Origin of the sequence: Hymenobacter terricola (assembly GCF_017921975.2) — a bacterium.
GTDB classification, from domain to species: Bacteria; Bacteroidota; Bacteroidia; order Cytophagales; family Hymenobacteraceae; genus Hymenobacter; species Hymenobacter terricola.
In genome coordinates this window covers 77,298-103,685 of the sequence record NZ_JAGEMO020000026.1, presented here as the reverse complement: position 1 = coordinate 103,685, position 26,388 = coordinate 77,298, and the positions used below count along the sequence as shown (strand labels likewise).

24 protein-coding genes are annotated in these 26,388 nt (G+C 57.5%); 14 read left to right on the top strand and 10 right to left on the bottom strand.

What is annotated here, in order from left to right:
• Positions 1 to 31 precede the first annotated feature (31 nt).
• Positions 32 to 1,354 (top strand): ribosome biogenesis GTPase Der, encoded by a 1,323-nt coding sequence (gene der, locus J4G38_RS17440; RefSeq protein ID WP_394371049.1) that lies wholly within the window; start codon positions 32 to 34, stop codon positions 1,352 to 1,354.
• A gap of 167 nt (positions 1,355 to 1,521) precedes the next feature.
• Positions 1,522 to 1,788 carry a hypothetical protein gene (locus J4G38_RS17435; protein ID WP_210519192.1) on the top strand — a complete coding sequence of 89 codons (267 nt, stop codon included), beginning with the start codon at positions 1,522 to 1,524 and terminating at the stop codon, positions 1,786 to 1,788.
• A 62-nt stretch (positions 1,789 to 1,850) separates the two neighbouring features.
• Here J4G38_RS17435 and J4G38_RS17430 read toward each other — a convergent pair whose 3' ends face one another.
• From J4G38_RS17430 to J4G38_RS17415, 4 genes are all read right to left on the bottom strand, one after another.
• Positions 1,851 to 2,435 carry a hypothetical protein gene (locus tag J4G38_RS17430; protein ID WP_210519190.1) on the bottom strand — a complete coding sequence of 195 codons (585 nt, stop codon included), beginning with the start codon at positions 2,433 to 2,435 and terminating at the stop codon, positions 1,851 to 1,853.
• Between the two features lie 103 nt (positions 2,436 to 2,538).
• A complete protein-coding gene (murQ, locus tag J4G38_RS17425) occupies positions 2,539 to 3,336 on the bottom strand; it encodes an N-acetylmuramic acid 6-phosphate etherase (protein ID WP_394371048.1) in 798 nt (265 codons plus the stop codon).
• Positions 3,337 to 3,410: 74 nt separating this feature from the next.
• Positions 3,411 to 3,674: a cytochrome b5 domain-containing protein gene (locus tag J4G38_RS17420; protein WP_210519187.1), complete on the bottom strand. Its 264-nt coding sequence runs from the start codon at positions 3,672 to 3,674 to the stop codon at positions 3,411 to 3,413.
• Between the two features lie 55 nt (positions 3,675 to 3,729).
• On the bottom strand, positions 3,730 to 4,881 hold the full coding sequence (locus tag J4G38_RS17415) for a formimidoylglutamase (RefSeq protein ID WP_210519186.1): 1,152 nt from the start codon (positions 4,879 to 4,881) through the stop codon (positions 3,730 to 3,732).
• A gap of 197 nt (positions 4,882 to 5,078) precedes the next feature.
• Between J4G38_RS17415 and J4G38_RS17410 the strand changes: the two genes are divergently transcribed.
• The 7 genes from J4G38_RS17410 (at position 5,079) to J4G38_RS17380 (ending at position 14,209) form a co-directional block, all read left to right on the top strand.
• On the top strand, positions 5,079 to 6,842 hold the full coding sequence (locus J4G38_RS17410) for an AMP-dependent synthetase/ligase (protein ID WP_210519184.1): 1,764 nt from the start codon (positions 5,079 to 5,081) through the stop codon (positions 6,840 to 6,842).
• 255 nt (positions 6,843 to 7,097) lie between these two features.
• Positions 7,098 to 7,577, top strand: coding sequence for a MarR family winged helix-turn-helix transcriptional regulator (locus J4G38_RS17405; protein ID WP_210519183.1), 480 nt, complete (start codon positions 7,098 to 7,100; stop codon positions 7,575 to 7,577).
• 182 nt (positions 7,578 to 7,759) lie between these two features.
• Positions 7,760 to 10,168, top strand: coding sequence for a 3-hydroxyacyl-CoA dehydrogenase/enoyl-CoA hydratase family protein (locus J4G38_RS17400; RefSeq protein ID WP_210519181.1), 2,409 nt, complete (start codon positions 7,760 to 7,762; stop codon positions 10,166 to 10,168).
• A 23-nt stretch (positions 10,169 to 10,191) separates the two neighbouring features.
• A complete protein-coding gene (locus J4G38_RS17395) occupies positions 10,192 to 11,376 on the top strand; it encodes an acetyl-CoA C-acyltransferase (RefSeq protein ID WP_210519179.1) in 1,185 nt (394 codons plus the stop codon).
• Between the two features lie 129 nt (positions 11,377 to 11,505).
• Positions 11,506 to 11,934, top strand: a complete 429-nt coding sequence (locus J4G38_RS17390) for an energy transducer TonB (protein WP_210519176.1) — start codon at positions 11,506 to 11,508, stop codon at positions 11,932 to 11,934.
• Positions 11,935 to 12,246, top strand: a complete 312-nt coding sequence (locus J4G38_RS17385; RefSeq protein ID WP_210519174.1) for a 50S ribosome-binding protein YggL — start codon at positions 11,935 to 11,937, stop codon at positions 12,244 to 12,246. It begins immediately after the preceding gene.
• Positions 12,247 to 12,418: 172 nt separating this feature from the next.
• Positions 12,419 to 14,209 carry an acyl-CoA dehydrogenase family protein gene (locus J4G38_RS17380; RefSeq protein ID WP_210519172.1) on the top strand — a complete coding sequence of 597 codons (1,791 nt, stop codon included), beginning with the start codon at positions 12,419 to 12,421 and terminating at the stop codon, positions 14,207 to 14,209.
• Between the two features lie 81 nt (positions 14,210 to 14,290).
• Here the strand turns inward: J4G38_RS17380 and J4G38_RS17375 are convergent, their stop codons facing one another.
• Positions 14,291 to 15,745, bottom strand: coding sequence for a hypothetical protein (locus J4G38_RS17375; RefSeq protein ID WP_210519170.1), 1,455 nt, complete (start codon positions 15,743 to 15,745; stop codon positions 14,291 to 14,293).
• 360 nt (positions 15,746 to 16,105) lie between these two features.
• On the opposite strand from J4G38_RS17375, the gene J4G38_RS17370 reads away from it, so the two are divergent.
• Positions 16,106 to 16,333 carry a hypothetical protein gene (locus J4G38_RS17370; protein ID WP_210519168.1) on the top strand — a complete coding sequence of 76 codons (228 nt, stop codon included), beginning with the start codon at positions 16,106 to 16,108 and terminating at the stop codon, positions 16,331 to 16,333.
• 62 nt (positions 16,334 to 16,395) lie between these two features.
• Here J4G38_RS17370 and recG read toward each other — a convergent pair whose 3' ends face one another.
• The 4 genes from recG to mutY all read right to left on the bottom strand — a co-directional run bounded on the left by recG (position 16,396) and on the right by mutY (position 20,895).
• Positions 16,396 to 18,495: an ATP-dependent DNA helicase RecG gene (gene recG, locus J4G38_RS17365; RefSeq protein ID WP_210519166.1), complete on the bottom strand. Its 2,100-nt coding sequence runs from the start codon at positions 18,493 to 18,495 to the stop codon at positions 16,396 to 16,398.
• Between the two features lie 9 nt (positions 18,496 to 18,504).
• Positions 18,505 to 19,053: a gliding motility lipoprotein GldD gene (gldD, locus tag J4G38_RS17360; protein ID WP_210519271.1), complete on the bottom strand. Its 549-nt coding sequence runs from the start codon at positions 19,051 to 19,053 to the stop codon at positions 18,505 to 18,507.
• A 186-nt stretch (positions 19,054 to 19,239) separates the two neighbouring features.
• Positions 19,240 to 19,671 (bottom strand): single-stranded DNA-binding protein, encoded by a 432-nt coding sequence (locus J4G38_RS17355; RefSeq protein WP_210519164.1) that lies wholly within the window; start codon positions 19,669 to 19,671, stop codon positions 19,240 to 19,242.
• A 141-nt stretch (positions 19,672 to 19,812) separates the two neighbouring features.
• The gene (gene mutY, locus J4G38_RS17350) at positions 19,813 to 20,895 is read right to left on the bottom strand and encodes an A/G-specific adenine glycosylase (protein ID WP_226163512.1); all 1,083 of its coding nucleotides are present in this window, start codon (positions 20,893 to 20,895) and stop codon (positions 19,813 to 19,815) included.
• Positions 20,896 to 21,084: 189 nt separating this feature from the next.
• Between mutY and J4G38_RS17345 the strand changes: the two genes are divergently transcribed.
• From J4G38_RS17345 to J4G38_RS17335, 3 genes are all read left to right on the top strand, one after another.
• The gene (locus J4G38_RS17345; RefSeq protein WP_046244842.1) at positions 21,085 to 21,393 is read left to right on the top strand and encodes an HU family DNA-binding protein; all 309 of its coding nucleotides are present in this window, start codon (positions 21,085 to 21,087) and stop codon (positions 21,391 to 21,393) included.
• A 149-nt stretch (positions 21,394 to 21,542) separates the two neighbouring features.
• Positions 21,543 to 22,463 (top strand): tetratricopeptide repeat protein, encoded by a 921-nt coding sequence (locus tag J4G38_RS17340; RefSeq protein ID WP_210519162.1) that lies wholly within the window; start codon positions 21,543 to 21,545, stop codon positions 22,461 to 22,463.
• 415 nt (positions 22,464 to 22,878) lie between these two features.
• Positions 22,879 to 24,486 (top strand): Rne/Rng family ribonuclease, encoded by a 1,608-nt coding sequence (locus J4G38_RS17335; RefSeq protein WP_210519160.1) that lies wholly within the window; start codon positions 22,879 to 22,881, stop codon positions 24,484 to 24,486.
• An 81-nt stretch (positions 24,487 to 24,567) separates the two neighbouring features.
• On the opposite strand, the gene J4G38_RS17330 is transcribed toward J4G38_RS17335, so the two are convergent.
• A complete protein-coding gene (locus tag J4G38_RS17330; protein ID WP_210519158.1) occupies positions 24,568 to 25,254 on the bottom strand; it encodes a porin family protein in 687 nt (228 codons plus the stop codon).
• Between the two features lie 80 nt (positions 25,255 to 25,334).
• Here J4G38_RS17330 and J4G38_RS17325 point away from each other — a divergent pair, with 80 nt between their 5' ends.
• Entirely contained in the window at positions 25,335 to 26,363 is a 1,029-nt protein-coding gene (locus tag J4G38_RS17325; protein ID WP_210519156.1) for a gliding motility protein GldB-related protein, read from the top strand.
• The last annotated feature ends 25 nt before the right edge of the window (positions 26,364 to 26,388 follow it).

Sequence of the window (26,388 nt, the reverse complement as noted above, 5' to 3'; positions counted from 1 at the left end):
GGTCGGCGGCTGGGGCCAACACAACATGTCAATTAAGAACACCATCGCCATCGTGGGGCGGCCCAACGTGGGCAAATCCACGCTATTCAACCGCCTCGTGGGCCAGCGCAAGGCCATTATGGACAACGAGAGCGGCGTAACCCGCGACCGCCACTACGGCTACGGCGACTGGATTGGCAAGAACTTTACCGTGATTGACACGGGCGGTTACGTGCATAATTCGGAAGATATTTTCGAGGGCGAAATCAACAAGCAGGTGAAGCTGGCCATCGAAGAGGCCGACGTTATCCTGTTCATGGTGGATGCCGAAGCCGGCGTGCACGGCCTCGATGAGGAGTTTGCGCACGTGCTGCGGCGCTACATCGGCAAAAAGCCCATCTATATGGTGGCCAACAAGGCCGATACCAATCTGCGCGCCAACGGTGTGGGTGAGTTCTACTCGCTGGGCCTGGGCGATGGCGAAATCTACGCCATCAGTAGCGCCAACGGCCACGGCACCGGCGAGCTTCTGGACGCCGTGGTGAGCCATTTCGACGAGCCCGGCGTGGAAGAGCCCGAGTCGGACATTCCGCGCATTGCCGTGGTGGGCCGCCCCAACGTGGGCAAATCCAGCCTCGTAAATCTGCTGCTGGGCGAGGACCGCAGCATCGTGACCGACATCGCCGGTACTACCCGCGACTCGATTTCGGCCCGCTACAATGCCTTCGGCAACGAGTTTATCCTGGTCGATACGGCCGGCTTGCGCCGCAAGGCCAAAGTGAGCGAGGACATCGAATTCTACGCCAACATGCGCAGCCTGCGCGCCCTGGAAGAGTGCGACGTCTGCATCGTGATGCTCGACGCCAGCCGGGGCGTGGAGGCCCAGGACGTGAACATCATTACCCTGGCCGACAAAAACCGCAAGGGCATCGTCATCCTCGTGAACAAGTGGGACTTGGTGGAAGATAAAAACACCAACTCAGCCAAGGAATTCGAGGCGAAAATCATGGAAAAGATTGCGCCCATTGCGTACGTTCCCGTTATTTTTATTTCGGTGCTGAACAAGCAGCGCGTGCACAAGGCCATCGAAACGGCCATTGAAGTGTACCACAACAAGCGTCGCAAAATCCCGACCTCGCAACTGAACGACGTGATGCTGAAGGAGATTGAGAAATATGGCCCGCCCGCGCTCAAAGGCAAGATGATTCGCATCAAATACGCCACGCAGCTACCCACGCACAACCCGGTGTTTGCCTTCTTCTGCAACCTACCGCAGTACGTGCAAGCCAACTACACGCGCTATCTGGAGAACCGGATGCGCGAGCATTTTGACTTCACCGGCGTACCGATTGGCATCGTTTTCCGCAAAAAATAGTGGCTGGAAACACGGCCAGCGCTGGTCCTCATAAATTCTTCACAAATCTTTGGGGTAGTGGGTTACCTTTTTCAGGCGGGGGTATAAAGCCCCAAATTTGAAGATTTGCACTGGCATAACTTCAACAATCAACTGAATTTCACCCACATTTTTAAACCCAACCCAAGATGAAAAAAGTATTGTTCCTCGCCCTGGCTGCTGCTTCGTTCTCCTTCACCGCTTGCGACAGCAAGAAAGAAGATGCCCAAGAGCAAGTTGGCGAAAACGTAGAGAAAGCTGGCGAAGCCAAAGCTGATGCCATGGAAGACAAGGCTGACATGGTTCGTGACTCGGCTGATGCCAAAGGCGAAGCCATCAAGGACAACGCCGACAAAATGGACGCTCCGGCTACCGGCACCACCACCACGACCACGACCGAAGAAGTTAAGAAGTAATTCCAGCTGCTTAGCGTAATAAAAAGCCTCTCCGGCAACGGAGAGGCTTTTTTGCGTTTGGGCTAGAGCGTGGTTTCGGGCGCACCCAGCCGGCGGTTCAGCAGGCCGTCCACCACTTCAAACAGGCGGCGGGGCTCGTAGGTGCGCCACGGCAAGTCGTCGAGCTGTCCGCCGAAATTCACGTAGTTGTCGACGTTGTACTGGCGCATCTCACGTTGCACGTGCTCCTGGAAATTCACGCCTGCAATCCAGCCATCTTCCACGTCCTCAAACCATTCTTCATAGTAATCATCGTCGGAACCGTGGAAATTGAACACGTTTTCGCCGATGAGGATGAACTTGCGAATGCCTTCGTGCACGAGGATGTCCACGATGTTGCGCTTCAGCTCCATGATGTCGTTCTCGATGGCGTCGTTCCACTCGCCGATGAATTCGAGCACGGCAATGCCCAATTCATAATCAACAAAAAGGATTTTGAAGAACAGCGTGTCCGACCCCAGGCTGTCCCACTGCGGGTGGATATAGTAGCCGTAGATGGTGTTGGTGTAAGTGTCGAGGCTGTTTTCGGTTTCGAAAAGGGGAGAGCGCGGGTCTTCCGACGCCGAGTATTGCTCAATCCAGTTGTAGTGCGGTTCGATGGTGTGCATAGGTAGTGGCACCTGCTGAAACAGGTGCCTTCCTAGAAACGCCGGAAAGCCCGAATCGTTCGCCCGAAAAAATAAGCCCGTGAAACACAAGCCAGAGCAGCGGCTACGAACGGGCGTGCAGCGCAGCGCGCACGCTGCCGTGCTGCTTCAGCAGCGCCGCCGCTTCGGCTTCCGCAATGCCCAACTCGTCCATGAGCATCTTTTCGCCGCGGTGCACCAGCTTCTCGTTGGAAAGCTGCATGTCCACCATCTTATTGCCTTTCACGCGGCCCAGGCGGATAAACGTGGCCGTGGTGAGCATATTGAGCACCAGCTTCTGCGCGGTGCCGGCCTTGAGGCGGGTGCTGCCGGTAATGAATTCCGGCCCGGTCACCACTTCCACCGGAAACTCGGCCGCCGCCGCCACAGCCGAGCCGGCGTTGCACACCACGCAACCGGTGGCCAGGCCGGCCGCCCGCGCTTTGTTCAGCCCGCCGATAACGTAGGGCGTGCGCCCCGAGGCAGCGATGCCCACCAGCACGTCTTTGGCATTGATATCGTAGGCCTGCAAGTCAAGCCAGGCCTGTTCGGCGTCGTCTTCGGCGCCCTCCACGGCTTGCCGGATGGCGGTATCGCCGCCGGCCATGATGCCGACTACCAGGCTCGCGGGCACACCAAACGTGGGCGGACACTCGGAGGCGTCCACCACGCCCAGCCGCCCGCTGGTGCCCGCCCCGATGTAAAACAGCCGCCCTCCGGCTTCCATCCGGGCCACCACAGCTTCCACCAGTCGCTCAATCTGCGGCAGCGCTTTGGCCACGGTGTCGGGCACGGTGTGGTCGAGCTGGTTCATGCCGGCCAGCAGGTCGGCGGTGGAGCGGGTTTCGAGGGCGGTGTACTCGGAGGGGGATTCGGTGCTCATCATGGCGGGTAGAACAAGCGCTGGCTTGTCCAAAAATGGGTTTTCGTTCAGACGGGAACAAGCCAAGGCCTGTTCTACAGCAATACCCCAATGACGGGAAAATTGTCGAATACGTTGGCCGTGTGCGGCGCATCTTTGTCAAGCTCGGCCGTCAAATCCTGGCCCGCCCAGTGCTCGTAGTGGTTGCCGCGCCGCCACAGGCGCGACCGGCTCACGTCGTAAATCTGGCCCTGATACGCCACCCAGATTTCGTCGCGGTCCTGCCCATTGCGCAGGGCCAGCTGGTTTTTGGTATAGGTTTTAGTGGTTGGTTGCTCGTTGTCAGTTGTCAGGGGCATAATTCTATCGTTCAATAAAAACCAAGGCTAACACCTCACAACTAACAATTAAAACCTAGCTCATCAACGCCTGCAGCCGAATCCAGCGCTGTGGCAAGTCGCCCTGCGAGGCGTGCATGTAGTCCTCGTAAGTGCACGGCACCACGCGCTTCACGGCATTGTCGCCCAGGCGCTCCACTTCCATCCACCATTTTTCGGCGCGGCGCGACTTGTAGAACACCAGCTTATCGGGGTTGCCGGGCAGCACCACCGTGTAGGTGAGGAAGCGGAACGTGCCAAAGCCCGTTTCGGGGCGGCGGTGGTAAAAGCCTTCCACAAAATACCAGAGCATGGTGGAAAGCGTGGCGGCGGCCAGGCCGTGGGGGTCGTGGTCGGCGCGGTAGCCATACAGCCCAAAAGAGCTAAGCTGCTCATTGTGGCCCGCGTACCAGCAAAGCTGCGTAGCGTCTTCGTTGCTGAGACCAAACGGGTTGGCGGGGTAGTACCCCGGTGCATCCTGCCAGCGCAGGGCCGCAATGTCGACGCTCATAAAATCGGCCTGGCGCACCAGCGGCTCGGCCAGGCGCTTGTCGGCCCGGATTTCGCCCACGCTCATGGTTTCGAAATGCAGCTTTTCGAGGGCCACCAGCACTTCCGGCGGGGCTAGGTACTGCTGGTGCCCCAGGTGGGCCAGGCTGAACACGAAGTTGGGCTCGTGCACCAGCAGGCGGCGCAGGTGGCTGTCTTCGGGCGGAGTGCCGGGGCCGGGCTCGGCCATGTCGGGCCGGGCGTCCACCACGGCCAGGCTGATGGCGCGGTCCTGGCTTTCGTAGGCCAGAAACTGGCCGTAGTCGAGGTCGTGGCTGCCGCCCAGCAGAAGGGGCACGGTGTTTTCTTCCAGCAGGGCCCCAATTATTTCGCGCAGGCGCTGGTAAGTATCCTCCAGCGTGAGGCCCGGACGCAGGTTACCGAGGTCGACCAGCCGCACCGTGCCGGTCCCTTTTTGCAGCTGATAAAAGCGCTGGCGCACCACGTTGGCGCCGTGGCGGCTGGGGTGGCCGGCGGCGCTGCCGCGCCATTCGTCCAGCCCAATGAGGGCGAGGTCGGCGTTGCGCCAGTCGGGAAATGTTTCGGTGAAGCGGGTGGCGTAGGCGGCCAGGGTGGTGGGCGCGGGCACGGCGGCGGTCAGCGATTCCGGCAGCGGGTCAAAAAACAGAGCCAGGTTCATTGGAGACGGAAAGGCAAGTGCTCAAAATTACGCAGGAAAAGGCCGTGTTGCGGGGTTTTTGACCGTTTTTGCTACTGATTTGGTTTTTGCTCGTAGTAGCTGCGCCCTGGTTGAGTTCGCCTCACGGTAGCACGGCCCAAAAAAAAGCTCTTTATTTAAGCTGAAATTCACCCGATACGCTTTTTCCAACCCCACCCATGGACGTTCGTCGCGCCTTCGATATCCTGCCCCACCAAATTGCTGATTCGCCCAAAAAAGATGCGCTGGCTTCTAAAATTGATGGTCAATGGGTGCCCATCAGCAGCCAGCAGCTTCAGGAACAAGTAAACCTCGTCAGCCTCGGCCTGGTGGCGCTAGGCCTCAAGCACGGCGATAAAGTGGCCATTATCAGCATGAACCGCCCGGAGTGGATGATGGCTGATTTCGGTATTTCCCAAATTGGCGCCACCAGCGTGCCGATGTACCCCAGCATCACCGTCGAAGACTACAAATACATCTTCACCGACGCCGGCGTACGGGCCGTGTTCGTGGCCGATGTCAAGCTTTTTGAAAAGGTGAAAGAGGCCACCGCAGGCTTGGATATTCCCGCTGAGAACGTTTTTACTTTCGATAAAGTCACCGGTGCCCGCCACTTCGACGAGCTATTGGAACTGGGCAAAAAAGGCAACCCCGCCGACCTGAACCCCCTGAAAGCCGCCGTGCAGCCCGACGATTTGCTCACGCTCATCTACACCAGCGGCACCACCGGCAAGCCCAAGGGCGTGATGCTTACGCACGACAATATCCTGAGCAACTGCCGCAACTCGCAGCGCTTCGTGCCCGTCACGAAGGATGATAAAGCCTTGAGTTTCCTGCCGCTCTGCCACATTTTTGAGCGGATGGTGACGTACCTGTACATGATGAACGGCGTAAGCATCTACTACGCCGAGAGCATGGACGTCATCGCCGACAACCTGCGCGAGGTGAAGCCCGAGATTTTCACCACCGTGCCGCGCCTGCTGGAGAAGGTGTATGATAAAATCGTGGCGAAAGGCCACGAGCAGGAAGGCATTAAGAAAAGCCTGTTCTTCTGGGCCTTGGATTTGGGCCTGAAATACGATACCCAAAAAGACCAGGGCTTCTTCTATAACACGCAGCTGACGCTGGCTAACAAAATCATTTTCAACAAGTGGCGTGAGGCCCTGGGCGGCAATCTGCGCTGCATCGTGAGTGGCGGCGGAGCTTTGCAGCCGCGGCTGGCGCGCGTGTTCTGGGCGGCTGGCATCCGCGTGATGGAGGGCTACGGCCTGACCGAAACTTCGCCCGTAATTGCCGTGGGCGGCTACGAACCGGAAAACAACATGATTGGCACCGTGGGCCCGCTCATCGACAACATGGAAGTGAAAATTGCCGCCGATGGCGAGATTCTGACCAAATCGGCCTCCGTGATGAAGGGCTACTACAACCAGCCGACACTCACCGCCGAGGTATTCGACAAAGAAGGCTGGTTTCACACCGGCGACATCGGCGAGTTGGTAAATGGCAAGTTTCTGAAAATCACCGACCGCAAGAAGGAGATGTTCAAAACCTCGGGTGGCAAATACATTGCCCCGCAGGTCATCGAAGGCAAGCTGAAGGAAGACCCGCTCATCGAGCAAGCCATGGTGGTGGGCGCCGACCAGAAATTCGCTTCCGCGTTGGTCATTCCGTCCTTCTCTGACCTCAAAGGCTGGTGCAAGCGCAACGGCGTGCCCGATGCGTCGAACGAGGAACTGATTAAAAATCAGAAGGTAGTGGATATGTACGAAGCTTTGGTGAAAAAATACAACCAGAGCTTTGCGCAGTGGGAGCAGGTGAAGCGCATTGTGTTGCTGCCCGAGCTTTGGACCGTGGAAAGCGGCGAAATGACGCCCACCATGAAGGTGAAACGCAAGATTATTACGGAGAAAAACAAGGATTTGATTGAAGGCATGTACGCGTAGCCGCGTGGTCCTGACGACGTAATCCATCCTCTCAGCTACCAGCCCGGTACTGTAAAAAGCCCCGACTCAGCATAGAGCCGGGGCTTTTGCATTTAGTGGAAAGGCTTGTGGCACCAGGAACTGAGCCGCTGATGATAAGACTTATTGCTGCGTACTGCGTGCTGGCAATGGGATAGAATGCCACGGAAAGAAAATTTCAACTGTTATGCAAGCCTAACAAATTATTCGTAAGTTTACCGCTCTTACCGCCCGCCCATGAAACCTGAAGAAACCGTCGACTATAACATTAAAGTGGCCTGGCACGCGATTTCGCGGATGTATAACACGCAAGCTGCCCAAAATGATATCACCACGAGCATTGGCTTTGTGCTGTTGAATATCGACCAGGAGAAGGGCACGCCGGCCACCAAAATCGCCCCGTTGCTGGGGCTGGAAACTCGTAGCCTCACCCGCATCCTGCGGAGCATGGAGGAAAAGGGCCTGATTTATAAGCAGGGCGATTCGGTGGACAAACGCTCGGTCCGCATTTTTCTGACCCCGCTGGGCTTAGAGAAAAAAGAAGTTTCCCGCCAGACGGTGCGACACTTCAACCTGAAGGTGCGCGAGAAAATCCCGCAGAGCCAGCTCGATGTTTTCTTCAAGGTTTCGGCTCAGATTACGACCATGATTGAGGGTAAAACCCTCTTTGAAGACTTCGTGCTGAAACCACTGCGGCAGGAATCGTCAGCTTCTTAAAAAGAACTAAGCTATAGAACGTCATGCTCATCTGACGTCCGCGCAGCCGAAGCATCTCGCGTGCAGCAGTACTCAATGCCATTGCAACGAAGCTAGCGAGATGCTTCGGCTGCGCGGACGCCAGATGAGCATGACGTTCTTTAAGAAACTCATTACCACCCACCTCATCACCCCACAAGAGGATGAATCGAACCATCAAGAAAGTTGCCGTGCTCGGCTCCGGCGTTATGGGCTCGCGTATTGCCTGCCATTTCGCTAACATCGGCGTGCAGGTGCTGCTGCTCGACATTGCGCCCAAAGAGCTGCTGCCCGACGAAGAGAAGAAGGGCCTCAAGCTTGACTCCCCGGCCGTGCGCAACCGCATTGTGAATGCTGCGTTGCAGGCCGCAATCGTTGCCAATCCCTCGCCGCTCTACCGCAAGGCCGACGCCAGCCGCATCAAAACCGGCAACTTCGACGACAACCTGAAGGACATCGCCACCTGCGACTGGACGATTGAGGTGGTAATCGAGCGCCTCGACATCAAAAAGAGTCTCTACGAGCGGGTGGAGCAGTTCCGCAAGAAGGGCACGCTGATTACCAGCAACACCAGCGGCATCCCGATTCACCTGCTGGCCGAGGGCCGCTCGGAGGATTTCAAGCAGCATTTTGCGGGCACGCACTTCTTCAACCCGCCGCGCTACCTGAAGCTGCTGGAAATCATCCCGACCCCGGATACCAAGCCGGACGTGCTGGATTTCCTGCGGCACTACGGTGATTTGTACCTGGGTAAAACGGTGGTGTTGGCCAAGGACACCCCCGGCTTTATCGCCAACCGCGTGGGCGTTTTTGCCCTGCTTGATGCCATGCAGACCATGCAGAAGCTGGGCCTGACCGTGGAAGAAACCGACAAGCTGACCGGCCCGGTAATCGGCCACGCGAAGTCGGCCACGCTGCGCACTTCCGACGTGGTGGGCCTGGATACGACCATTAACGTGGCCAACGGTTTGGCCCAAGGGCTGCCGAATGACGAGGCCAGGGACGTATTCGTGCTGCCCGATTTCGTGCAGAAAATGGGCGAGAGCAAGTGGCTGGGTGACAAAACCGGTCAGGGTTTCTACAAGAAGGTGAAGGGCGAAGGCGGCAAGTCGGAAATCCACGCGCTGGACCTGAATACGATGGAATACAAGCCGGGCCAGAAGGTGAAGTTCGCCACTCTGGAGATGACCAAAACCATCGAGAAGCTGGCTGACCGCTTCAAGGTGCTGGTGGCGGGCAAGGACAAGGCCGGCGAATTCTACCGCCTCAGCTTCGGCAGCCTCTTCGCCTACGTGAGCAACCGCATTCCTGAAATCTCGGACGAGCTGTTCAAGCTGGATGACGCGTTGCGTGCCGGTTTCGGCTGGGAAATGGGGCCGTTTGAAACCTGGGACGCGCTGGGCGTGCAGGCCGGCCTCGATTTGGCGAAAGCTGCCGGCCGCACTCCCGCCCCGTGGGTGGAGGAGATGCTGGCTGCCGGCCACACCACCTTTTATAAGGTGACCGAAGCCGGCGTGCGCCAGTTCTACGACATCGCCTCAAAAAGCTACCATGACGTGCCGGGTGTGGAGAATTTCATTATTCTCGACAACCTGCGCGCCAGCGGCAAAGTGCTGTGGAAAAACTCCGGCGCGTCGGTTATCGACCTCGGCGACGGCATCCTGAACGTGGAGTTCCACTCCAAGATGAATTCGCTGGGCACCGACGTTATCCAGGGCCTGTTAAAAGGCGTGGAGATGGCCGAAGCCGGCTACCGCGGCCTCGTGGTGGGCAACGACGCGCCGAACTTCTCGGCCGGGGCCAACCTCGGCCTCGTGTACATGCAGGCGTTGGACCAGGATTTTGACGAGTTGAACATGATGATTCAGCAGTTCCAGCAGGCCATGATGCGGATGCGCTACAGCAGCATCCCGGTGGTGGGCACCCCGCACGGCCTCACGCTGGGCGGCGGCTGCGAGCTGAACCTGCACTGCGACCGCGTGGTAGCAGCCGCCGAATCCTACATCGGCCTCGTGGAATTTGGCGTGGGCCTGATTCCCGGCGGCGGCGGCACCAAGGAAATGACCCTGCGCACCGCTCTCAAGTACGAAGACGGCGAGCCGGAGTTCAACCTGCTGCGCAACACCTACATGACCATCAGCACGGCTAAGGTTTCGACTTCCGCCGCTGAGGCATTCGACCTGGGCTTCCTGCGCCGGGGCGACGAAGTGGTGCTGAACAGCAACCGCGTTATCGCGGCTGCCAAGTCGGCTGCCATCGACCTGGCCGATGCCGGCTACACTCAGCCGATGCAGAAAACCAACGTGAAAGTCCACGGCAAAGGCGCACTGGCTATGTTCAAAACCGGCGTGTATGCCATGCAGCAGGGCAACTATATCTCGACCCACGACCAGCTTATTGCCGATAAACTGGCCTATGTGATGTGTGGCGGTGATTTGTCGTCGCCCACCGAAGTGAGCGAGCAGTACCTGCTGGACCTGGAGCGCGAGGCGTTCCTGAGTCTCTGCGGCGAACGCAAGACCCTGGAGCGGATTCAGAGCATTCTGACCACTGGCAAGCCGCTGCGCAATTAATTCATTCTGAATCGATAAAGAACATGTCTAACACCGCATATATCGTAGCCGGCTACCGCACGGCCGTGGGCAAAGCCCCCCGGGGCGGCCTCCGTTTCACCCGGCCCGACGACCTCGCCGCCGCCGTTATCAAACACCTCGTGGCCCAGGTGCCGGCCCTCGACCCCACGCGTATTGACGACGTAATTGTTGGCAATGCTGTGCCGGAGGCCGAGCAGGGACTTCAAATGGGCCGCCTGATTTCGCTGCTGGCCTTGCCCATCAACGTGTCCGGCCTCATCGTGAACCGCTACTGCGGCTCCGGCGTGGAAACCATTGCCATGGCCGTGGGAAAAATCTCATCCGGCATGGCCGACTGCATCATCGCGGGCGGCACCGAGAGCATGAGCCTGGTGCCCACCGTGGGCTGGAAAACCGTGCCCAACTACACGCTGGCCATGAAGCACCCCGACTACTACATGGGCATGGGCCTCACCGCCGAAGCCGTAGCCAACGACTACAAAATCAGTCGTCAGGACCAGGACGAATTCTCCTACCAGTCGCACCAGAAGGCCATCAAAGCCATTGCGGCGGGCAAGTTTGCCAAGAGCATCGTGCCCATCACGGTAGAGGAAACCTACGTGGACCAGGCCACCGGCAAGAAGAAAAACCGCTCCTACGTGGTGGACACTGACGAAGGCCCCCGCGCCGACACCTCGGTAGAAGCCCTAGGCAAGCTGCGCCCCGTGTTCGCCGCCAACGGCACCGTCACCGCCGGTAACTCCTCCCAAACCTCCGACGGCGCGGCCTTCGTGCTCGTGATGTCGGAGCGCTTGGTGAAGGAGCTGAACCTGGAGCCCATCGCCCGCATGGTGAACTACGCCACCGAAGGCGTGGACCCGCGCATCATGGGCATGGGCCCCATCAAAGCCGTGCCGAAAGTCCTCAAGCAAGCCGGCCTGAAACTCGAAGACATCGACCTATTTGAGCTGAACGAAGCCTTCGCCTCGCAGTCGCTGGCCGTGGTGCGCGAGCTGGGCCTCGACCCCGAGAAGCTGAATGTGAACGGCGGGGCCATTGCCCTGGGCCACCCGCTGGGCTGCTCCGGCGCCAAGCTCAGCATCCAGCTCTTCGACGAGCTGCGTGAGCGCGGCAAGAAGTACGGCATTGTCACGGCCTGCGTGGGCGGCGGCCAGGGCGTCGCCGGCATCTACGAGCTGCTGAGGTAGCTTCTTGTATTGCTCTTAAAAAGAACGTCATGCTGAACGCAGTGAAGCATCTTTGCCGCAGAAGTAATCCATTTAATTGCCGCGAACGGTAGAGGTGCTTCACGATATTCGGTATGACAATGGCGGACTATGAAACAGGCCTTCATTCTATGTTTTCTGCTGATTGTGTCTGCATTAGGAGCCCGCGCTCAAAAACTGCCTGCTCCAAAAGAAGCTGTTGATTCCACGCATGTGTATACTTACGTGGAAAAGATGCCGCAATTGCTTAGTGGTGGTGGGTTTACGGGAATTGTGAATGAGTTTTCAAAACAGTTGCGTATACCGGCATTTACCGATGACGGGGACACTCGTTATTCGGGCATTCATGTAACATTTATAGTCGGTGCTGATGGACAGGTGCGAAATGCTGAAATATCGAAAAGCAGCAATAATCCCGTCATTGACAATGCACTACTGGCAACCGTAAGAAGTCTGCCTAGATTGAGCCCTGGTTACCATAATGGTCAAGCAGTACCAGTCCGCCTGACCATTCCTATCAGCTGCATCAAACCTCAATAGATGAAAAAGCGGCTACGAAAGAAACGTCGGCTACATGAGTTTCAGGAAATGGGCTTCTCGGTGAAATTTGATTTGAATTTGCCCGACAGCAAAGCGGAGGACGACTTTGGTGACCGGCTAATCAATGCAATCGAATCAAACCACTTGCTATTGGGCGGGGGGCTTAATGACTTTTTCGTGCAATCTGATTCAAGTCGGAAAACGTCGGAATCTGACCGCCAAGCGGTAGAAGCTTGGTTGCGGCAGCAACCTGAAGTCACAGCCATAAATATTGGCCCGTTGATAGATGCTTGGTACGGCTTCTTCAACTAGGCCACTGCCCAAATCAAGAAAACCCCGCTCATCCGGGGTTTTCTTTAAACAAAGTAGTAGGCACGCCTAACATTCTTTCTTAACTTGCAACACTAAACCGCTGGCCTCGTTGTTTCCCTAACTAGTAGGCTAGCCTAATACTTTTCAACTCCACAACCCACCCCAAACCGTCATGGAAGTAACGCAGCAAGCCAGCCTGAAGGGCGGCGAATTCATCATCAAGCCGACCGATGCCCAGAGCGTCTTCACCCCGGCCGACTTTACCGAAGAGCAGGTCATGATGTACCAGACCTGTCTGGATTTCGTGGCCGCCGAAGTGCAGCCGCTGCTGGAGCGCCTCGATAACCACGAGGAAGGCCTCATGCGCGGCCTGATGGAGAAAGCCGGCCAGCTCGGCCTGTTCGGCGTGAGCGTGCCGGAGCAGTTTGGTGGGCTGGATATGGACTTCCCCACGGCCCTGCGCGTGACGGAGGGTGTGGGCGGCGGTCACTCGTTCCCGGTGGCATTCGCGGCGCACACGGGCATCGCCCTGCTGCCCATTCTGTATTTCGGTACCGATGAGCAGAAGGCCAAGTACCTGCCCGGCCTCACCGATGGCACCCTGATGGGCGCTTATTGCCTCACCGAGCCCGGCTCCGGCTCTGACGCTTTGGGGGCTAAAACCAAAGCCGTATTGAACGCCGAGGGCACGCACTACGTGCTGAACGGCCAGAAAATGTGGATTACGAACGCCGGCTTTGCCGATGTGTTCATCGTGTTTGCTCAGGTTGACGGCGACAAGTTCACCGGCTTCATCGTGGAGCGCAACACGCCCGGCCTGAGCCTCGGCAACGAGGAGCACAAGATGGGCATCAAAGGCTCCTCGACCCGTCAGGTGTTCCTGACCGATGCGCTGGTGCCGAAGGAGAATGTGCTGGGCGAGATTGGTAAAGGCCACCTCATCGCCTTCAACGTGCTGAACATCGGACGCATTAAGCTGGCCGCTGCTTGCCTGGGTGCTACCAAAATGGCTGCTGATTTGAGCGTGAAATACGCCAACGAGCGGGTGCAGTTCAAAATGCCCATCTCGAAGTTTGGCGCCATTCGCTACAAGCTGGCGCAGCAGGCCATCCGCATCTACGCCGTGGAATCGGCCATTTACCGCGCGGGTTCCGATATCTACCGCATGGAGCAGCAGCTCATGGCGGAGGGCAAAGGCGCTAACGAGGCCCTGCTGGGAGCGGCCCGCGAGTTTGCCGTGGAGTGCGCCATTCTGAAAGTGGAAGGCTCGGAAGTGCTCGACTACGTGGTGGACGAGGGCGTGCAGATTTACGGCGGCTACGGCTTCTCGGCCGACTACCCGATGGACCGCGCTTACCGGGATTCGCGCATCAACCGCATCTTCGAAGGCACCAACGAAATCAACCGCCTGCTGGCCGTTGACATGATTCTGAAGAAAGGCCTGAAGGGCGAAATCGACCTGATGGGCCCCGCCCAGGCCGTGCAGCAGGAGCTGCTGAGCATCCCGAGCATGAGCCAGGACGAGGAAACCGGCCTGTTCAGCAAGGAGATGAAGACCATCGCCAACCTGAAAAAGGCCATTCTGATGGTGGCCGGCTCGGCCGTGCAGAAATTCACTGCCACCCTTGCCAAGGAGCAGGAGCTGCTGATGAACATTGCCGACATGGCCATCAAAACCTATATCGCCGAGAGCACCCTGCTCCGCGTGGAGAAGGAGGCCGCCGCCAAGGGCGAAGAAGCCCTGGCCGTGGAAGCCGACATTGCCCGCGTGTACCTGGCCGATGCCGTGGACATCGTGGAGAAAGCCGGCAAAGATGCCATCGGCAGCATGGCCGAGGGCGACGAGCAGCGCCTGCTGCTCATGGGTCTCAAGCGCTTCACCAAAACGGAACTGCTGAATGTGAAAGAGTCGCGCCGTCGCATCGCCGCCAAGCTGATTGAGGCCAACGAGTACGTGTTCTAAACCCATTCGCTTGTTGACACAAAAGGCCGCTCCTGACTCAGGAGCGGCCTTTTGTGTGTTTATGGGCAGTAGGCAAACTGACTACTTCACCACAATCTTTTCCAACTGCAACGCCGCCGATTTTTTGCTCGGCCGGCTCACCCCGATAATGGTTTTTTCGCCCAGCCACGCCGTGAAATCCTTTACGTAGGCCAACTGCTGGTCGTCGGCCACGTTCAACTTCAGGCGTTCGGGCGGGCTGATTACGCCCGTCTGGGCATTTACACGACGTAGGTATAGGTCCGATTTTTTGTTGATGTTCTCCAGTGTCAGTAGCTGCACCGTGCCACCGAATACCGCCGCCCGAAACCCAATGCCAGTGTAGGAATCGACGGCCGGGGCCACTTGGTCCTTCGCCACGATGCTGTGCCAGGTGGGCGCCCCAAACTCGTTGTAGCCAAACAGGTGCAGCTCGCGGGCGTGCACCGGGGCCTCGCTGCCGCCCTCTTCAAAGTGCTTTTCAGCCACCACCACCAGCTGTTTTTCAGGGGTGAGCAACAACTCACCCAGGTACACGTCGTCCAGCCGTTTTGCCTCCGTGCCGCTGGCTTTGCTCACCTCGGCCAGGTAGGCAGGGGTGAAGCGAAATTCCGGCGAGAACTTCATGTCGCCGGTGCCACTGAAGTCATATTTCACCACTTTCAGGCTGTAATATTCGCCGGTGGCGTAGTCGGCGCACAGAGCGGCGGCATACAGGCTGCCATCGTTCAGCACCGTGAAGCGGGCGTCGCGCACGGTCACGGTTTTGCCGCCGTACACGCCGCCCACCGGCACGCCCAATACCTTGATTTCGGTGGTAGGCCCGGCCGGGTAGCGGCGCACGGTCAGCTTTTTCATGCCTTCGCTAATGAGCGTTACATACTGTGTGCCATCGTTCGCCACATGCACGGCGGGCGAGAAAAAGTCGCTCAAATCGCGGAAATCATAGTTTTTTTCCTCCAGCTGCCCCAGGTTCTGGTCAAACAGCGTGGCCGCGATGCGCTGAACCTGCTGCTCGCGGGTGAGGTAGCGGAAGGCCAGCAGCCGGCTGCCATCGGGCGAGATGGACACGCCCGGCCGGCGGTCGCGCGGGGCGGCGGTCATCACCACTTTGGCGGGGCCGCGCTGGCCGCTTTGCAGGTTCACGGCCACTACGGCCAGGTTTTGGCCACTGTCGTCCTTGTGGTGCAGCACTACCCACGCCTGCTGTGGCCCCCGTCCAAAGGCTTCCAGCGTTTCGCCGGGTGTTACCGGGATGGTGGTGCTCCACTGCTTTTTGAGGTCGGCGTCGTAGCGTTCCACGGCGTAGCCGCCCGCGCTTTGGTGGGCCAGGATGACGAAGCCCGTGCCATCGGCCAGGGCCAGGGTTTTGTGCGGCACCCGCATATCGTAGCGGTCGGTGCCCTGCTCGGGCAGGTAGCTAAACGGGGCCGACTTTACTTTTTGGGCCACAGCCGGAGCCGCGCCACTCACCAATGCCCACCCCATCAGTCCAATCAGCAGTGCTCGATGCGACATAAAATTTTGACGTATTCTAAACATGAGAAAAAATATTTGCCCGCCCATTATGCCCAAAAGTACCAGTTTTGGGCGTTGCTGCATTCGTTGCAAGCGAGTCTCCGGACCGCTATTCAAGGAGCAGCTAACGAAAAAGTATCCTAAGCATAACACTATCATGGCCACTTCCGTACATGGGGCCTGTTTACTTCGTAGCTGTTTAGCAGGCTCAACCGGGGTCAAGCAACCAGTCCGATAACTACCTCCAAGTCCCATCAGGTTGCGGCGCCAGACGGCCGTGCTTTTTGCCCTTTTAAACGTTTTTTTGTAACAAGGCTGAGGTCGCGTCGTACCTTTGTCCTCGCAATTATCTACTACATTATGAAGTCGCTCTTTAAGTTTACGCTGTTATCGGCCATTATTATCAGTGGCAAACTTGCCAAACAACCCGCTCCGGTCGTTGTAAACCAGGCAATTGAGACGAAGACGCAGTCCGATACTTCAGTAGTGTTGGTGCACCAGGTTCTCACCTCTGAGCCAGTGAAGCCTGCCCCAGAGCACAGCCAGCCGCAGCAGAGCGGTAGCGGACTTCTCGCCGAGATGTTCTAGCTGAAAAAGCCTAACGACTTCTGGTAAGGTCGTTTTTTTTTGCCCATACTTATTTCCTGGGGCTAGCTAATCCGGCTCCAGTTCACGGCCGTAGCCGGCAGGCTTTCGATGTGGTGCCGGATGTTGCCGTTGACGGGGTGCACCAGCTCGGGGTCTTCCAAAAGGAGGGCCTGAGCGGCGGCCCGGCTTTCGCTCAGAATACGGCCATCTTTGGCCAGGTCGGCAATGAGCAGGTCGAGCACGCCGCTTTGCTGAGTGCCCATCAGGTCGCCGGGGCCGCGCAGCTTCAGGTCAATGTCGGCGATTTCGAAGCCGTTATTGGTCCGGACCATCGTTTCGAGGCGGGTGCGGGCGTCCTTGCTCAGCTTGAAGCCCGTCATCAGGATGCAGTAGCTCTGGTCGGCGCCGCGGCCCACGCGCCCACGCAGCTGGTGCAGCTGCGACAGCCCGAACCGCTCGGCCGATTCAATCACCATCACGGAGGCATTGGGCACGTTCACGCCCACCTCAATCACGGTAGTGGCCACCATAATCTGCGTTTCTTTCTTGATGAAGCGCTGCATTTCGTAGTCCTTTTCCTCCGCCTTCATGCGTCCGTGCACGATGCTGATTTGGAACTCCGGGAAAGCCCGTGACACGCTCTCGTACCCGTCGGTGAGGTCCTTGTAGTCCATCGTTTCCGATTCTTCAATCAGCGGGTACACGATGTATACCTGCCGCCCCAGCTTCACCTGGTCCCGAATAAACTCGAACACCTTCAGGCGGTTGGCATCGTAGCGGTGCACCGTCACGATGGGTTTGCGGCCGGCCGGCAGCTCGTCAATCACGCTCACGTCGAGGTCGCCATACAGCGTCATGGCCAGCGTGCGCGGGATGGGCGTGGCCGTCATCACCAGCACGTGCGGGATGATGTGCGGGTTCTTCTGCCACAGCTTGGAGCGCTGCGCCACCCCAAACCGGTGCTGCTCGTCCATGATGGTCAGGCCCAGGTTGCGGAACTGCACCACGTCTTCCAGCAGGGCGTGGGTTCCCACCAGCATGTGCATGGTGCCGTTGCGCAGGGCCTCGTGCAGCACGCGCCGCTCAGCGGTGCGGGTGCTGCCCGTGAGCTTGCCAATGCTGATGCCCAACTCGTCGGCGTACACCTTCAGCCCGGTGTAATGCTGGTCGGCCAGGATTTCGGTGGGGGCCATGATGCAGCTTTGCGCACCGTTGTCGGCGGCCATCAGCATGGCAATAAAGGCCACGATGGTCTTGCCCGAGCCCACGTCGCCCTGCAGCAGCCGGTTCATTTGCTGCCCCGTGCAAAAATCCTTGTAGATGTCGTGAATAACGCGCTTCTGCGCCCCGGTCAGGTCAAACGGCAGGTGGTTTTTATAGAAATCGACGAGCGTCGGCACCTGATTGAAAATCTGGCCGGCCAGCGTCACCTTGCGCTGGTCGCGCTGCCGCAACAGCTTCAGCTGTATGTAGAACAGCTCCTCAAATTTTAGCCGGAACTGCGCCGCCGCCAGCAACTCCGGGCTCTGCGGGAAATGAATCTGCTGCATCGCCTGCGCCTTGCTCATCAGCCCATACCGCTCAACAAGCACCGGCGAGAGCGACTCCACGATGTGCGGCCCCGCCAGCTTCAGGAGCTCGGCCACCATCCGCATAATGGCCTTGCTATCGATGCGGTGGTAGTTTTTGAGCTTTTCCGACGTGTTGTAAACCGGTTGTAGAAAGCTCTGGCCTGGCTTGGCCTCGCTCACTTCTTCCAGTTCCGGATGGGCCATTTGGGGCCGGCCGTTGAACATGGTGGGCTTGCCAAAAACGATGTATTCCTGGTTGTTTCTGGCGTATTGCTGCACCCACTTCACGCCCTTGAACCACACCAGTTCCAATTCACCGGTGCCGTCGCCCACCTTGGCCGTCAGCCGCTGCTTGGGTCCTTCGCCAACCAATTCCTTGCCGCGCAGCATGCCCCGAACCTGCACGTAAGGCAAGTCCTCAGTCAAATCGGCCACTTTATAAAACTGCGTCCGGTCCAGGTAGCGGAACGGGTAGCGCTGAATCAGGTCGCCGTAGGTGAATAAGCCCAGCTCTTTGCCCAGCAATTGCGCCCGTTGGGTGCTGCCCACCGTCCGCAAAAATTCGAGCCGGGTATTGAAGAAATTACTCATTCTTCGTCCCTACTTATATTTTAAAGTGTTGAGCATTCGTACCATATCCGTCTTCACGTACTCAATCACCGGGGCCAGCGAGTCGTTGGCCGTAGCCGTTTGGAAGTACAGCGCCGCCCGCAGAAAATGGTGCGTGCTATCGGTGGTGTAAAATTGAAACTGGCTGGGCACCTCGCCCGAAAGCTCAAACACCGAGGCCCGCATGCCGCTGGGTGTCTTTAGAATCCGCTCATCAATAGCCGTGGCTTTGATTTCGTGCTTGCCCGTGAGCTTGCGGGCATCCTCCATCATCTTGTTGTAGAGGCGCCGGTCGCGCTGCACGTCCATGTACGTAATCTGCACGTTGGCGTGCAGCTTGGGGTAGTACACGTTCAGCCAGTGCGGCTGGGCAATCGACGAAGAATCCCGCTTAATAACAGCTTGCGTCGAATATTCGAACTCATACGGATGGCCGCCCTGCAATTCCCGATAGCGGTGCGCAGGCAAGTCGATGCGATTGTAGCCCTTTGGTTTAGGCGTGAAATCCGGCGCCGACGAACAGCCCGCCAGCAGCGCCATCCCCACGGTCAGCACGGAAAGTTTTTTCAGGGTTGATACCACGTAATTTCTTCTACTAAGCAGGCAGCGCCACCGTTCCGGTCAGGCGCCCAGGCTTCAAAGGTAAAACCTGCGGCCCGCACCGGGCGCAACGAAAAAAGCCCCGGCCTGGTGCCGGGGCTTCTTTTTAAAATCGATAGCCAATGGCTAAAATGGCAGCTGGTCCAGCTCCGGCTCTTGCCGAAAGCTTTGCTGCGGCTCGGCGGCGGCGGTGCCGTTGGCATCCGTTGGGCTACCAGCACCTTGGGGCCGGCCGCCCAGCATCGAAATCTCATCGGCGATGATTTCCGTGATGTAGCGCGTCTGTTGGTCTTTGTCCTGGTACTGACGGGTGCGCAACTTGCCTTCAATGTACACTTGCTGGCCCTTTTTGAGGAATTTATCCGCCATGTCAGCCAGCCCGCGCCAAGCCGAAATGTTGTGCCATTCGGTGCGCTCCACGCGGGTGCCCTGCTTGTCTTTGTAATACTCGTTGGTAGCGAGGGTGAAGTGAGCCACGCTCACACCGCCATCCAAATGACGGACCTCGGGGTCTTTGCCCAGGTTGCCTACCAAAATTACCTTGTTTACTCCGGCCATATTATTGCACGTTAGGAAATACAGAAATAAAAAAACCGCCCGGCCTTTTCTGCTTCAAAGATAATAAATTAAATCGGCAAACACCTAAGTTTTTACTAAAAATACGGGCCAAAAAATCCAATTAAGTTGGGAAATGTCTTTCTAAAGATTCTGGCTGCAATAATTAGCAATCAGCTTCGGCTTGGGCAGGGCTTCTATCTCATCGGCAGAATAGGCGCGTAGCCCTAGGTCACGCAACGTGCTGGCCGGTAAAGCCTGCGTCAACGCCAAAGGATGAAACCGCGCCTCCAGCTTCTGATGGCTTAATACGTGGCGGTAGGCCGCCGTGGGCTCGGCTGCCTGGCTGGTGTCGAGGGCGGCGCCCAGCGCATCGAGATGGCGCAGCAGTTCGGCGGGCGGCAGCTCGGGCACAGTGGTTTCGGCCATGGCGAAGTCGTAGAGGCCTTGCCAGATGTCTTTCTCCCGCCGTTCGCGCAAATAGGTTTGTTCGCCATGGCGCAGCACGAAATAGTGGAAGTAGCGAGTGCGGGAGGCTTTGGCCTTGCTCTTCACGGGCAGCAGCGCCACCTGCCCATGCTGAAATGCCCAACACTGGCTCTGCAAGGGGCAAAACAGGCAGTCGGGCTTGGCCGGCGTGCACTGGATAGCCCCAAACTCCATAATGGCCTGGTTAAAATCGGCAGGAGCAGTGGCCGGAATATGCTGGTCGGCCACGGCCTGAAACTCTTTGCGCGAGCTGGGCGCAGCGATATCAGAATGCAGCCCAAAGATGCGGGCCAGCACCCGGTACACATTGCCGTCGAGCACCGCCACGGCTTCATCAAAAGCAAAAGAAGCAATGGCGGCGGCCGTGTAGGGACCAACGCCACGGAGCTTTAGCAATTCCGCATAGGTGCCGGGAAATCGGCTGCCGTGCTCCGCCACTACCTGCTGGGCGGTGCGGTGCATGTTTCGGGCCCGCGAATAGTACCCCAGGCCCTGCCAATAGCGTAGTACTTCGGCTTCCGGCGCGGCCGCCAAATCCTGCACGGTAGGGTAAGCCGCCAGAAAAGTTTCGTAGTAAGGCAGGCCCTGGGCTACGCGGGTTTGCTGCAGAATAACCTCCGAGAGCCAGATGGCATACGGGTCGCGGGTGTGGCGCCAGGGCAGGTCGCGGTGATGACGCGGATACCATGCCAGGAGAGCAGCAGCCAGAAAGGAAGGGCGAGGATTTGATTTTGTCAAAATTTTGAAAGAGAATAATTTGGGTCCGGGCCTTGTTTCGGTGTCCGGGTTGGTAAAACAAAAAAAGGGGGCTACCTTTGTGGCCCGAATTCAGGGGCGAACCGCTTACCGGGCAAGGGCTTACGCTGGAATTCGGGACTTTTTTGCCTAAAAACGTAATTTTTTCAACCACCTAAGTACCATACCAACGTGACTAAAGCTGAGGTAATCGCCGAAATCTCCACGAAGACCGGCATCGAGAAAGCTGATGTATTGATGACTGTTGAGGCTTTCTTCAAAGTCGTGAAAGATTCAATGACGGAAGGCAACAACATTTACGTGCGCGGCTTCGGCTCGTTCGTAAACAAGAAGCGCGCCCGCAAAGTCGCTCGCAACATCTCGAAAAATACGTCGCTCATCATCGAAGAGCACTACATTCCGAGCTTTAAGCCGTCGAAGACATTCGTGGCAAAAATCAAGAACAGCAAGAAGGTGAAAGCCGTTGCGGCCAAAGCCTAGTTTTGTTGTTTTTTTAAGTAGTTAGCGCTCAGTAACAGGTTATTAATTAGCCTAATGCTGAGTCAAGACTGCTTGCTACTGAATATTGCCGGCCGCGCCGCCGGTGTCTTTTCCGCGAGGAAAAGCCCGGCGGCCGGCTTTTTCAGCCCATGGCCACTACTAGCTCCACCACGCATCAATTGGTTGTCCTTGCCGCCGCACTTGTGCTGGTGGGAGGCTTATTTGTGTTGCCCAAAGGCATTATGAAACCGAAGGAAAGCCGGTCGGAACTGAGCAAAGACGCGGCAAAAACGGCCAACCGCGACGGCGGCGGTCCAGCCACCAACGGCTCCAAAACGGAGGAGTCCTCGGGGCCAGTGCCGGCGACGGCCACGGAAAACAAAGGTCCGAATGCTGCGCCTCACACCTCCGCTACTCCAGCCCAACGGCAGGAGTTGGCGCGGTTGCTAGCCCAATACAACGCGGCCCCGGATGGTGCGGCCCGTGCCACGGTGGCCACCACCCTGGCGCGGCGCTACAACAGCGTGGAGCGGTTCGACAGCGCCGGCTACTACCTGGAGCAAGTAGCCTTGGCCAAGCCCAATGCCCAAAACTGGCAGCAGGCTGCCGATGCCTATTTTCAGGCGTTTAGCTTTGCGGCTACCGACGAGCGGGTTAAATTGCTCGGTGGCAAAGCCCGGGAGCTATACGCTAAGGTGTTGAAGGAGCAGCCCGGCAACCTTGATGCTAAAACCAATCTCGGTATGGCCTACATGGCCTCCGACAACCCCGTGCAGGGCGTAACGCTGCTGCGCGAAGTGCTGGAATCCGACCCCCGCAACGAGAAAGCCCTGTACAATATGGGCATTCTCGCGGTGCAGAGCAACCAGTACGATAAGGCCGTGAAACGTTTCCAGGACTTGGTGAAAGTCAATCCGAAGAATGTGAACGGTCAGTTTTACCTCGGGGTTACCTTGGCCCGTACCGGTGCCAAGGAGGAGGCCAAGGCGGCTTTCCTTACCGCCAAAAGCCTCAGCTCCGATCCGGCCCTGGCTGCTTCGGTCGACGAGGAAATTGCCAAATTAAAATAGTTGTTAGTCGCTCGTTGTCAGTTGTTAGCGATAAGTTGCGACACAACGAGCCTGACAATTGACAACAAAAATCTGACAAGCTAAAACATCACCAACTTAACCCCCAAGCATCATGCCCTGCGGTAAAAAAAGAAAGCGTCATAAGATTGCCACTCACAAGCGCAAAAAGCGCCTGCGCAAGAACCGCCACAAAAAGAAGTAAGCCTCACGGGGCGTAGCGGCGGCCAGCAGTTTTCCTAACGGGAAGGGAGCCAGCCGCCTATCTCTCACGTAGCCTCCTGGGTGTGGCCGCGCCGAGTGCTTTTCCCGTGGCTCGCGAGGGAAGCCAGAACCATTGGTTCTGGCTTCCCTTTGCCGGTTTCGGGGTAATGCTTCGGCGGCTTGACCCGTAGGTTACCTTAACTAAACCAACGCTTTGAGTAATGAATTAGTGATTAATTCTACTCAGGAAGGCGAGCGGATTGCGTTGTTGCAAGACAAGCGGTTGATTGAATACCACTTCGACCGCAACGACACCAACTACTCAGTAGGCGACATCTTCCTGGGCACCGTGAAAAAGGTGATGCCCGGTCTGAATGCGGCTTTTGTGGACATCGGCTACGAAAAAGACGCTTTTCTGCACTACGGCGACCTCGGCGAACAATACCCTTCTCTGACGAAGTGGGTACGCGGGGTACAAAATGGCCGGGCGCCGGGCGCCGGACTAGAGAAATTCACGTTTGAGCCCCCGCTTGATAAAGTGGGCAAGGCCGAAAGTGTATTCAAAAAAGGCCAGCAAATTGTGGTGCAAATCATCAAGGAGCCAATTTCGACCAAAGGCCCCCGCGTGAGCACCGACATTTCGATGGCCGGCCGCTACCTGGTGCTGATGCCGTTTTCGAACACCATCAGCGTCAGCAAGAAAATTGTGAGTAAGGCCGAGCGTGACCGCCTCAAGCGGCTCATTGCCAGTATTAAGCCAGAAAACTTTGGCGTCATTATCCGCACGGTAGCGGAAGGCCGCGAGGTAGCCGAACTGGACAAGGACATGCAGGACATGGTGGCCAAGTGGGAGCAACTCCACACCACGCTCCGCACGGCCAAGCCCAACGATAAGGTGCTGGGCGAGTTAGGCCGTACCTCGTCGATGCTGCGCGATATGTTGAACGAGTCCTTCGACAGCATCATGGTGGACGCGCCGACCATGTACGAGGAGATGCGCGACTATTTGCAGAAAATTGCGCCCGACAAGCTTGGGCTATTGAAACTGCACAACTCGAAAATTAAAATTTTCGAACAGACCGGCATTGAAAAGCAGCTCAAGACGCTGTTTGGCAAAACGGTGACCGTGCCAGGCGGCGGCTACCTCGTCATCGAGCACACCGAAGCGCTGCACGTCATCGATGTAAACTCGGGTAGCAAGAGCAACCAGGAAAACGACCAGGAGGCCACGGCGTTAATGATTAACATGCTGGCGGCCAAAGAAGTGGCCCGGCAGTTGCGCCTGCGCGACATGGGTGGCATCATCGTCATCGACTTTATTGATATGCGCTCGGCTGAGAGCCGTAAAAAGGTAGAGGACACCGTGCGCGACGTGATGAAGCTCGACAAAGCTAAATTCACGGTGCTGCCCATCACCAAGTTCGGTTTGCTGCAGATTACCCGGCAGCGGGTACGGCCGGCCGAAAACATTGTGACCGGCGAGGTGTGCCCCACCTGCGGCGGTACTGGCAAAATCTCGGCTTCTATCCAAGTGACCGATGACATCGACAATAGCATCGACGACCTGCTGGTGAACCAGAACCAGTCGGGTATCACGTTGTCGGTGCACCCGTTCCTGCACGCCTACTACACCAAAGGGCTGGTTTCGCGCCAGATGAAGTGGTACCTTAAGTACTACAAATGGGTGAAAGTTGTAAAAGACAGCAGCCTGGGCCTCACCGACTATCGTATTGAAGACGAGCGAGGTGAGGAAATCCAGCTGCGTTCGTCGGCCGCTGCGATGAGCCGACTGCAGGACCGCGAAGTAGAAATTGTGGACTAACCTCTTGAGGCAAACAAAAAGCCCCGCCGTTTGCACGAATGCAAATGGCGGGGCTTTTTGTTTGGTAACCGAATGGTTGAACTAGAATTTAATGCCTAAGTCCAAGCCGAAAGAGCTATTCTTGATGGTAACATCTTTGAAGCCGCGGGTGCTTTCAAAGTAATGGTCGATGTCAACCAGGCCGCGGTGGTAGCTGAGGCCAGCAAAAACCTTGGTGCTTTTAGCTAACTGGTACTCGACGCCGGCTCCGGCCATGATGTCGACATCAACGAAGTAGATGTAGTCGCTGGCTTTGTTCTCTTTGGCCGTAGCGGGGTCGGTGAAAAACTTATTGCCATCGATGCGAGTGCCGATGGGGATATTCAGCGACGGCCCGACCTGGAAATAGAGGCGTGTGGCCGGAGCTATTTCATTGGTGAAGAGCTTGATGGTGACGGGCAACTCCAAATACTGGGTGCTGATTTTGGGCTTTACTACGAACGGTTGACCCGTGACGCCGCCGGACACATCGGTGTAGGAAATGGTGCCGCCTTTGCCCGTCAGCAGCAAGCCGGTGCTGAAGGCGTAATTTTCGCCAAAGAAGTAGTCCACCACCAAGCCGCCGCCAAAGCCAAGTTGGCTGCCGTCGCTGGCAAAGGCGTGGTCGGTGGGCGACTCAGCCCGTAAGCTGGTAATGGATGGCGACACTTTGAGGCCGATTTCAATCTGGGCGGCGGCGGTGCTAATGGTGGCGGTGACGACCAACAGGGCGAGGAATATTTTTTTCATACGGAGGATATAACCGGATTACATGCGGCGGATGCCGACTGCTGATGGGTTTTGGCTAATTTTACCCCAAAGTAACGAGCGTGGATAAGAATAATTTTGCGTGGCGGCGCTGGCTGCCCTTGTTTTTTGGATTGAGCCTTGGGTTGGGCGCATGCAAGCGCGGACCTACCGACGGCTGCCGGGCCGATGCCGCCGCCGATGCCCCGGCCCTGCCTGTGCGGGTGCAGCACCTGGAGCCGGCGTTCTTCAATATAAAAAATATTGCTGATGCCCAGCAGTTTATGAACGCGCATCCGGCCTTTTCCCGGTATTACTTGCAGCGCCAGGCGGCCAACGAGAAAGAATTAGAGGGGGGCTTATCTCAGATGGCTACCAATGCGGCCTTGCAGCAAGTGGGCCGCGAAACCGCCGCCGCTTTCCCAGACAGTGCGGCGCTTACCCATGAACTGAGCGAACTATTCCGGCGGGTGCATTACTACTTTCCTGATTTCCGGGTGCCCCCGACGGCTACGTACATAAGTGGATTTCTGAGCAAGGATATTTATGTGAACGACAGCTTGTTGGTCCTCAGCCTGGACTGGTTTGCGGGCCCAAAAGCCAGCAAGCGGCCCGACTTGCCGCAGTATATGCTGCGCCGCTACACGCCGGCGGGCATGCCGCCTCTGCTGGCCCAGAACATATCGAGCAAGTACAACCGCCACGAGCTGACGGCCAATACGATGCTGGACGCCATGGTGCATTCGGGCAAAGCCCTGTACTTCGCCAGCCAGGTGCTGCCCTGCACTCCCGATTCGCTGTTGCTGGGCTATACCGCCCGCGAAATGGTGGGGTTGGAAGCTAACGAAGCCCGCGTGTGGGGCCATTTCCTGGAAAATAATCTGCTGTATTCGACCACTCCTTTTTTGGTGCAGAAATACGTGGGCGAGCGTCCCAACGTGCCGGAAATCGACAAAACCTGCCCCGGCCGGGTGGGCCAGTGGGTGGGCTTGCAAATTGTGCGCAAGTATGTGGCCGAACACCCCAAAATAAGCCTGGGGCGCTTGATGGCCGAAAAGGATGCCCAAATCATTCTGAACGGGTCGCATTATCGTCCCAAGCGGGAAAAATAGTTAGTGAGTGACGCTTAACGCACGC

Coding starts and splice junctions, on each gene's coding strand:
- J4G38_RS17430 (WP_210519190.1), bottom strand. CDS start 2,435: ATGCACACCATCGAACCGCACTACAACTGGATTGAGCAATACTCGGCG.
- J4G38_RS17405 (WP_210519183.1), top strand. CDS start 7,098: ATGAAACCTGAAGAAACCGTCGACTATAACATTAAAGTGGCCTGGCAC.
- J4G38_RS17400 (WP_210519181.1), top strand. CDS start 7,760: ATGAATCGAACCATCAAGAAAGTTGCCGTGCTCGGCTCCGGCGTTATG.
- J4G38_RS17395 (WP_210519179.1), top strand. CDS start 10,192: ATGTCTAACACCGCATATATCGTAGCCGGCTACCGCACGGCCGTGGGC.
- J4G38_RS17340 (WP_210519162.1), top strand. CDS start 21,543: ATGGCCACTACTAGCTCCACCACGCATCAATTGGTTGTCCTTGCCGCC.
- J4G38_RS17355 (WP_210519164.1), bottom strand. CDS start 19,671: ATGGCCGGAGTAAACAAGGTAATTTTGGTAGGCAACCTGGGCAAAGAC.
- J4G38_RS17435 (WP_210519192.1), top strand. CDS start 1,522: ATGAAAAAAGTATTGTTCCTCGCCCTGGCTGCTGCTTCGTTCTCCTTC.
- J4G38_RS17415 (WP_210519186.1), bottom strand. CDS start 4,881: ATGAACCTGGCTCTGTTTTTTGACCCGCTGCCGGAATCGCTGACCGCC.
- murQ (WP_394371048.1), bottom strand. CDS start 3,336: ATGAGCACCGAATCCCCCTCCGAGTACACCGCCCTCGAAACCCGCTCC.
- J4G38_RS17385 (WP_210519174.1), top strand. CDS start 11,935: ATGAAAAAGCGGCTACGAAAGAAACGTCGGCTACATGAGTTTCAGGAA.
- J4G38_RS17330 (WP_210519158.1), bottom strand. CDS start 25,254: ATGAAAAAAATATTCCTCGCCCTGTTGGTCGTCACCGCCACCATTAGC.
- J4G38_RS17410 (WP_210519184.1), top strand. CDS start 5,079: ATGGACGTTCGTCGCGCCTTCGATATCCTGCCCCACCAAATTGCTGAT.
- J4G38_RS17380 (WP_210519172.1), top strand. CDS start 12,419: ATGGAAGTAACGCAGCAAGCCAGCCTGAAGGGCGGCGAATTCATCATC.
- J4G38_RS17390 (WP_210519176.1), top strand. CDS start 11,506: ATGAAACAGGCCTTCATTCTATGTTTTCTGCTGATTGTGTCTGCATTA.
- gldD (WP_210519271.1), bottom strand. CDS start 19,053: ATGGCGCTGCTGGCGGGCTGTTCGTCGGCGCCGGATTTCACGCCTAAA.
- J4G38_RS17375 (WP_210519170.1), bottom strand. CDS start 15,745: ATGTCGCATCGAGCACTGCTGATTGGACTGATGGGGTGGGCATTGGTG.
- J4G38_RS17370 (WP_210519168.1), top strand. CDS start 16,106: ATGAAGTCGCTCTTTAAGTTTACGCTGTTATCGGCCATTATTATCAGT.
- recG (WP_210519166.1), bottom strand. CDS start 18,495: ATGAGTAATTTCTTCAATACCCGGCTCGAATTTTTGCGGACGGTGGGC.
- J4G38_RS17420 (WP_210519187.1), bottom strand. CDS start 3,674: ATGCCCCTGACAACTGACAACGAGCAACCAACCACTAAAACCTATACC.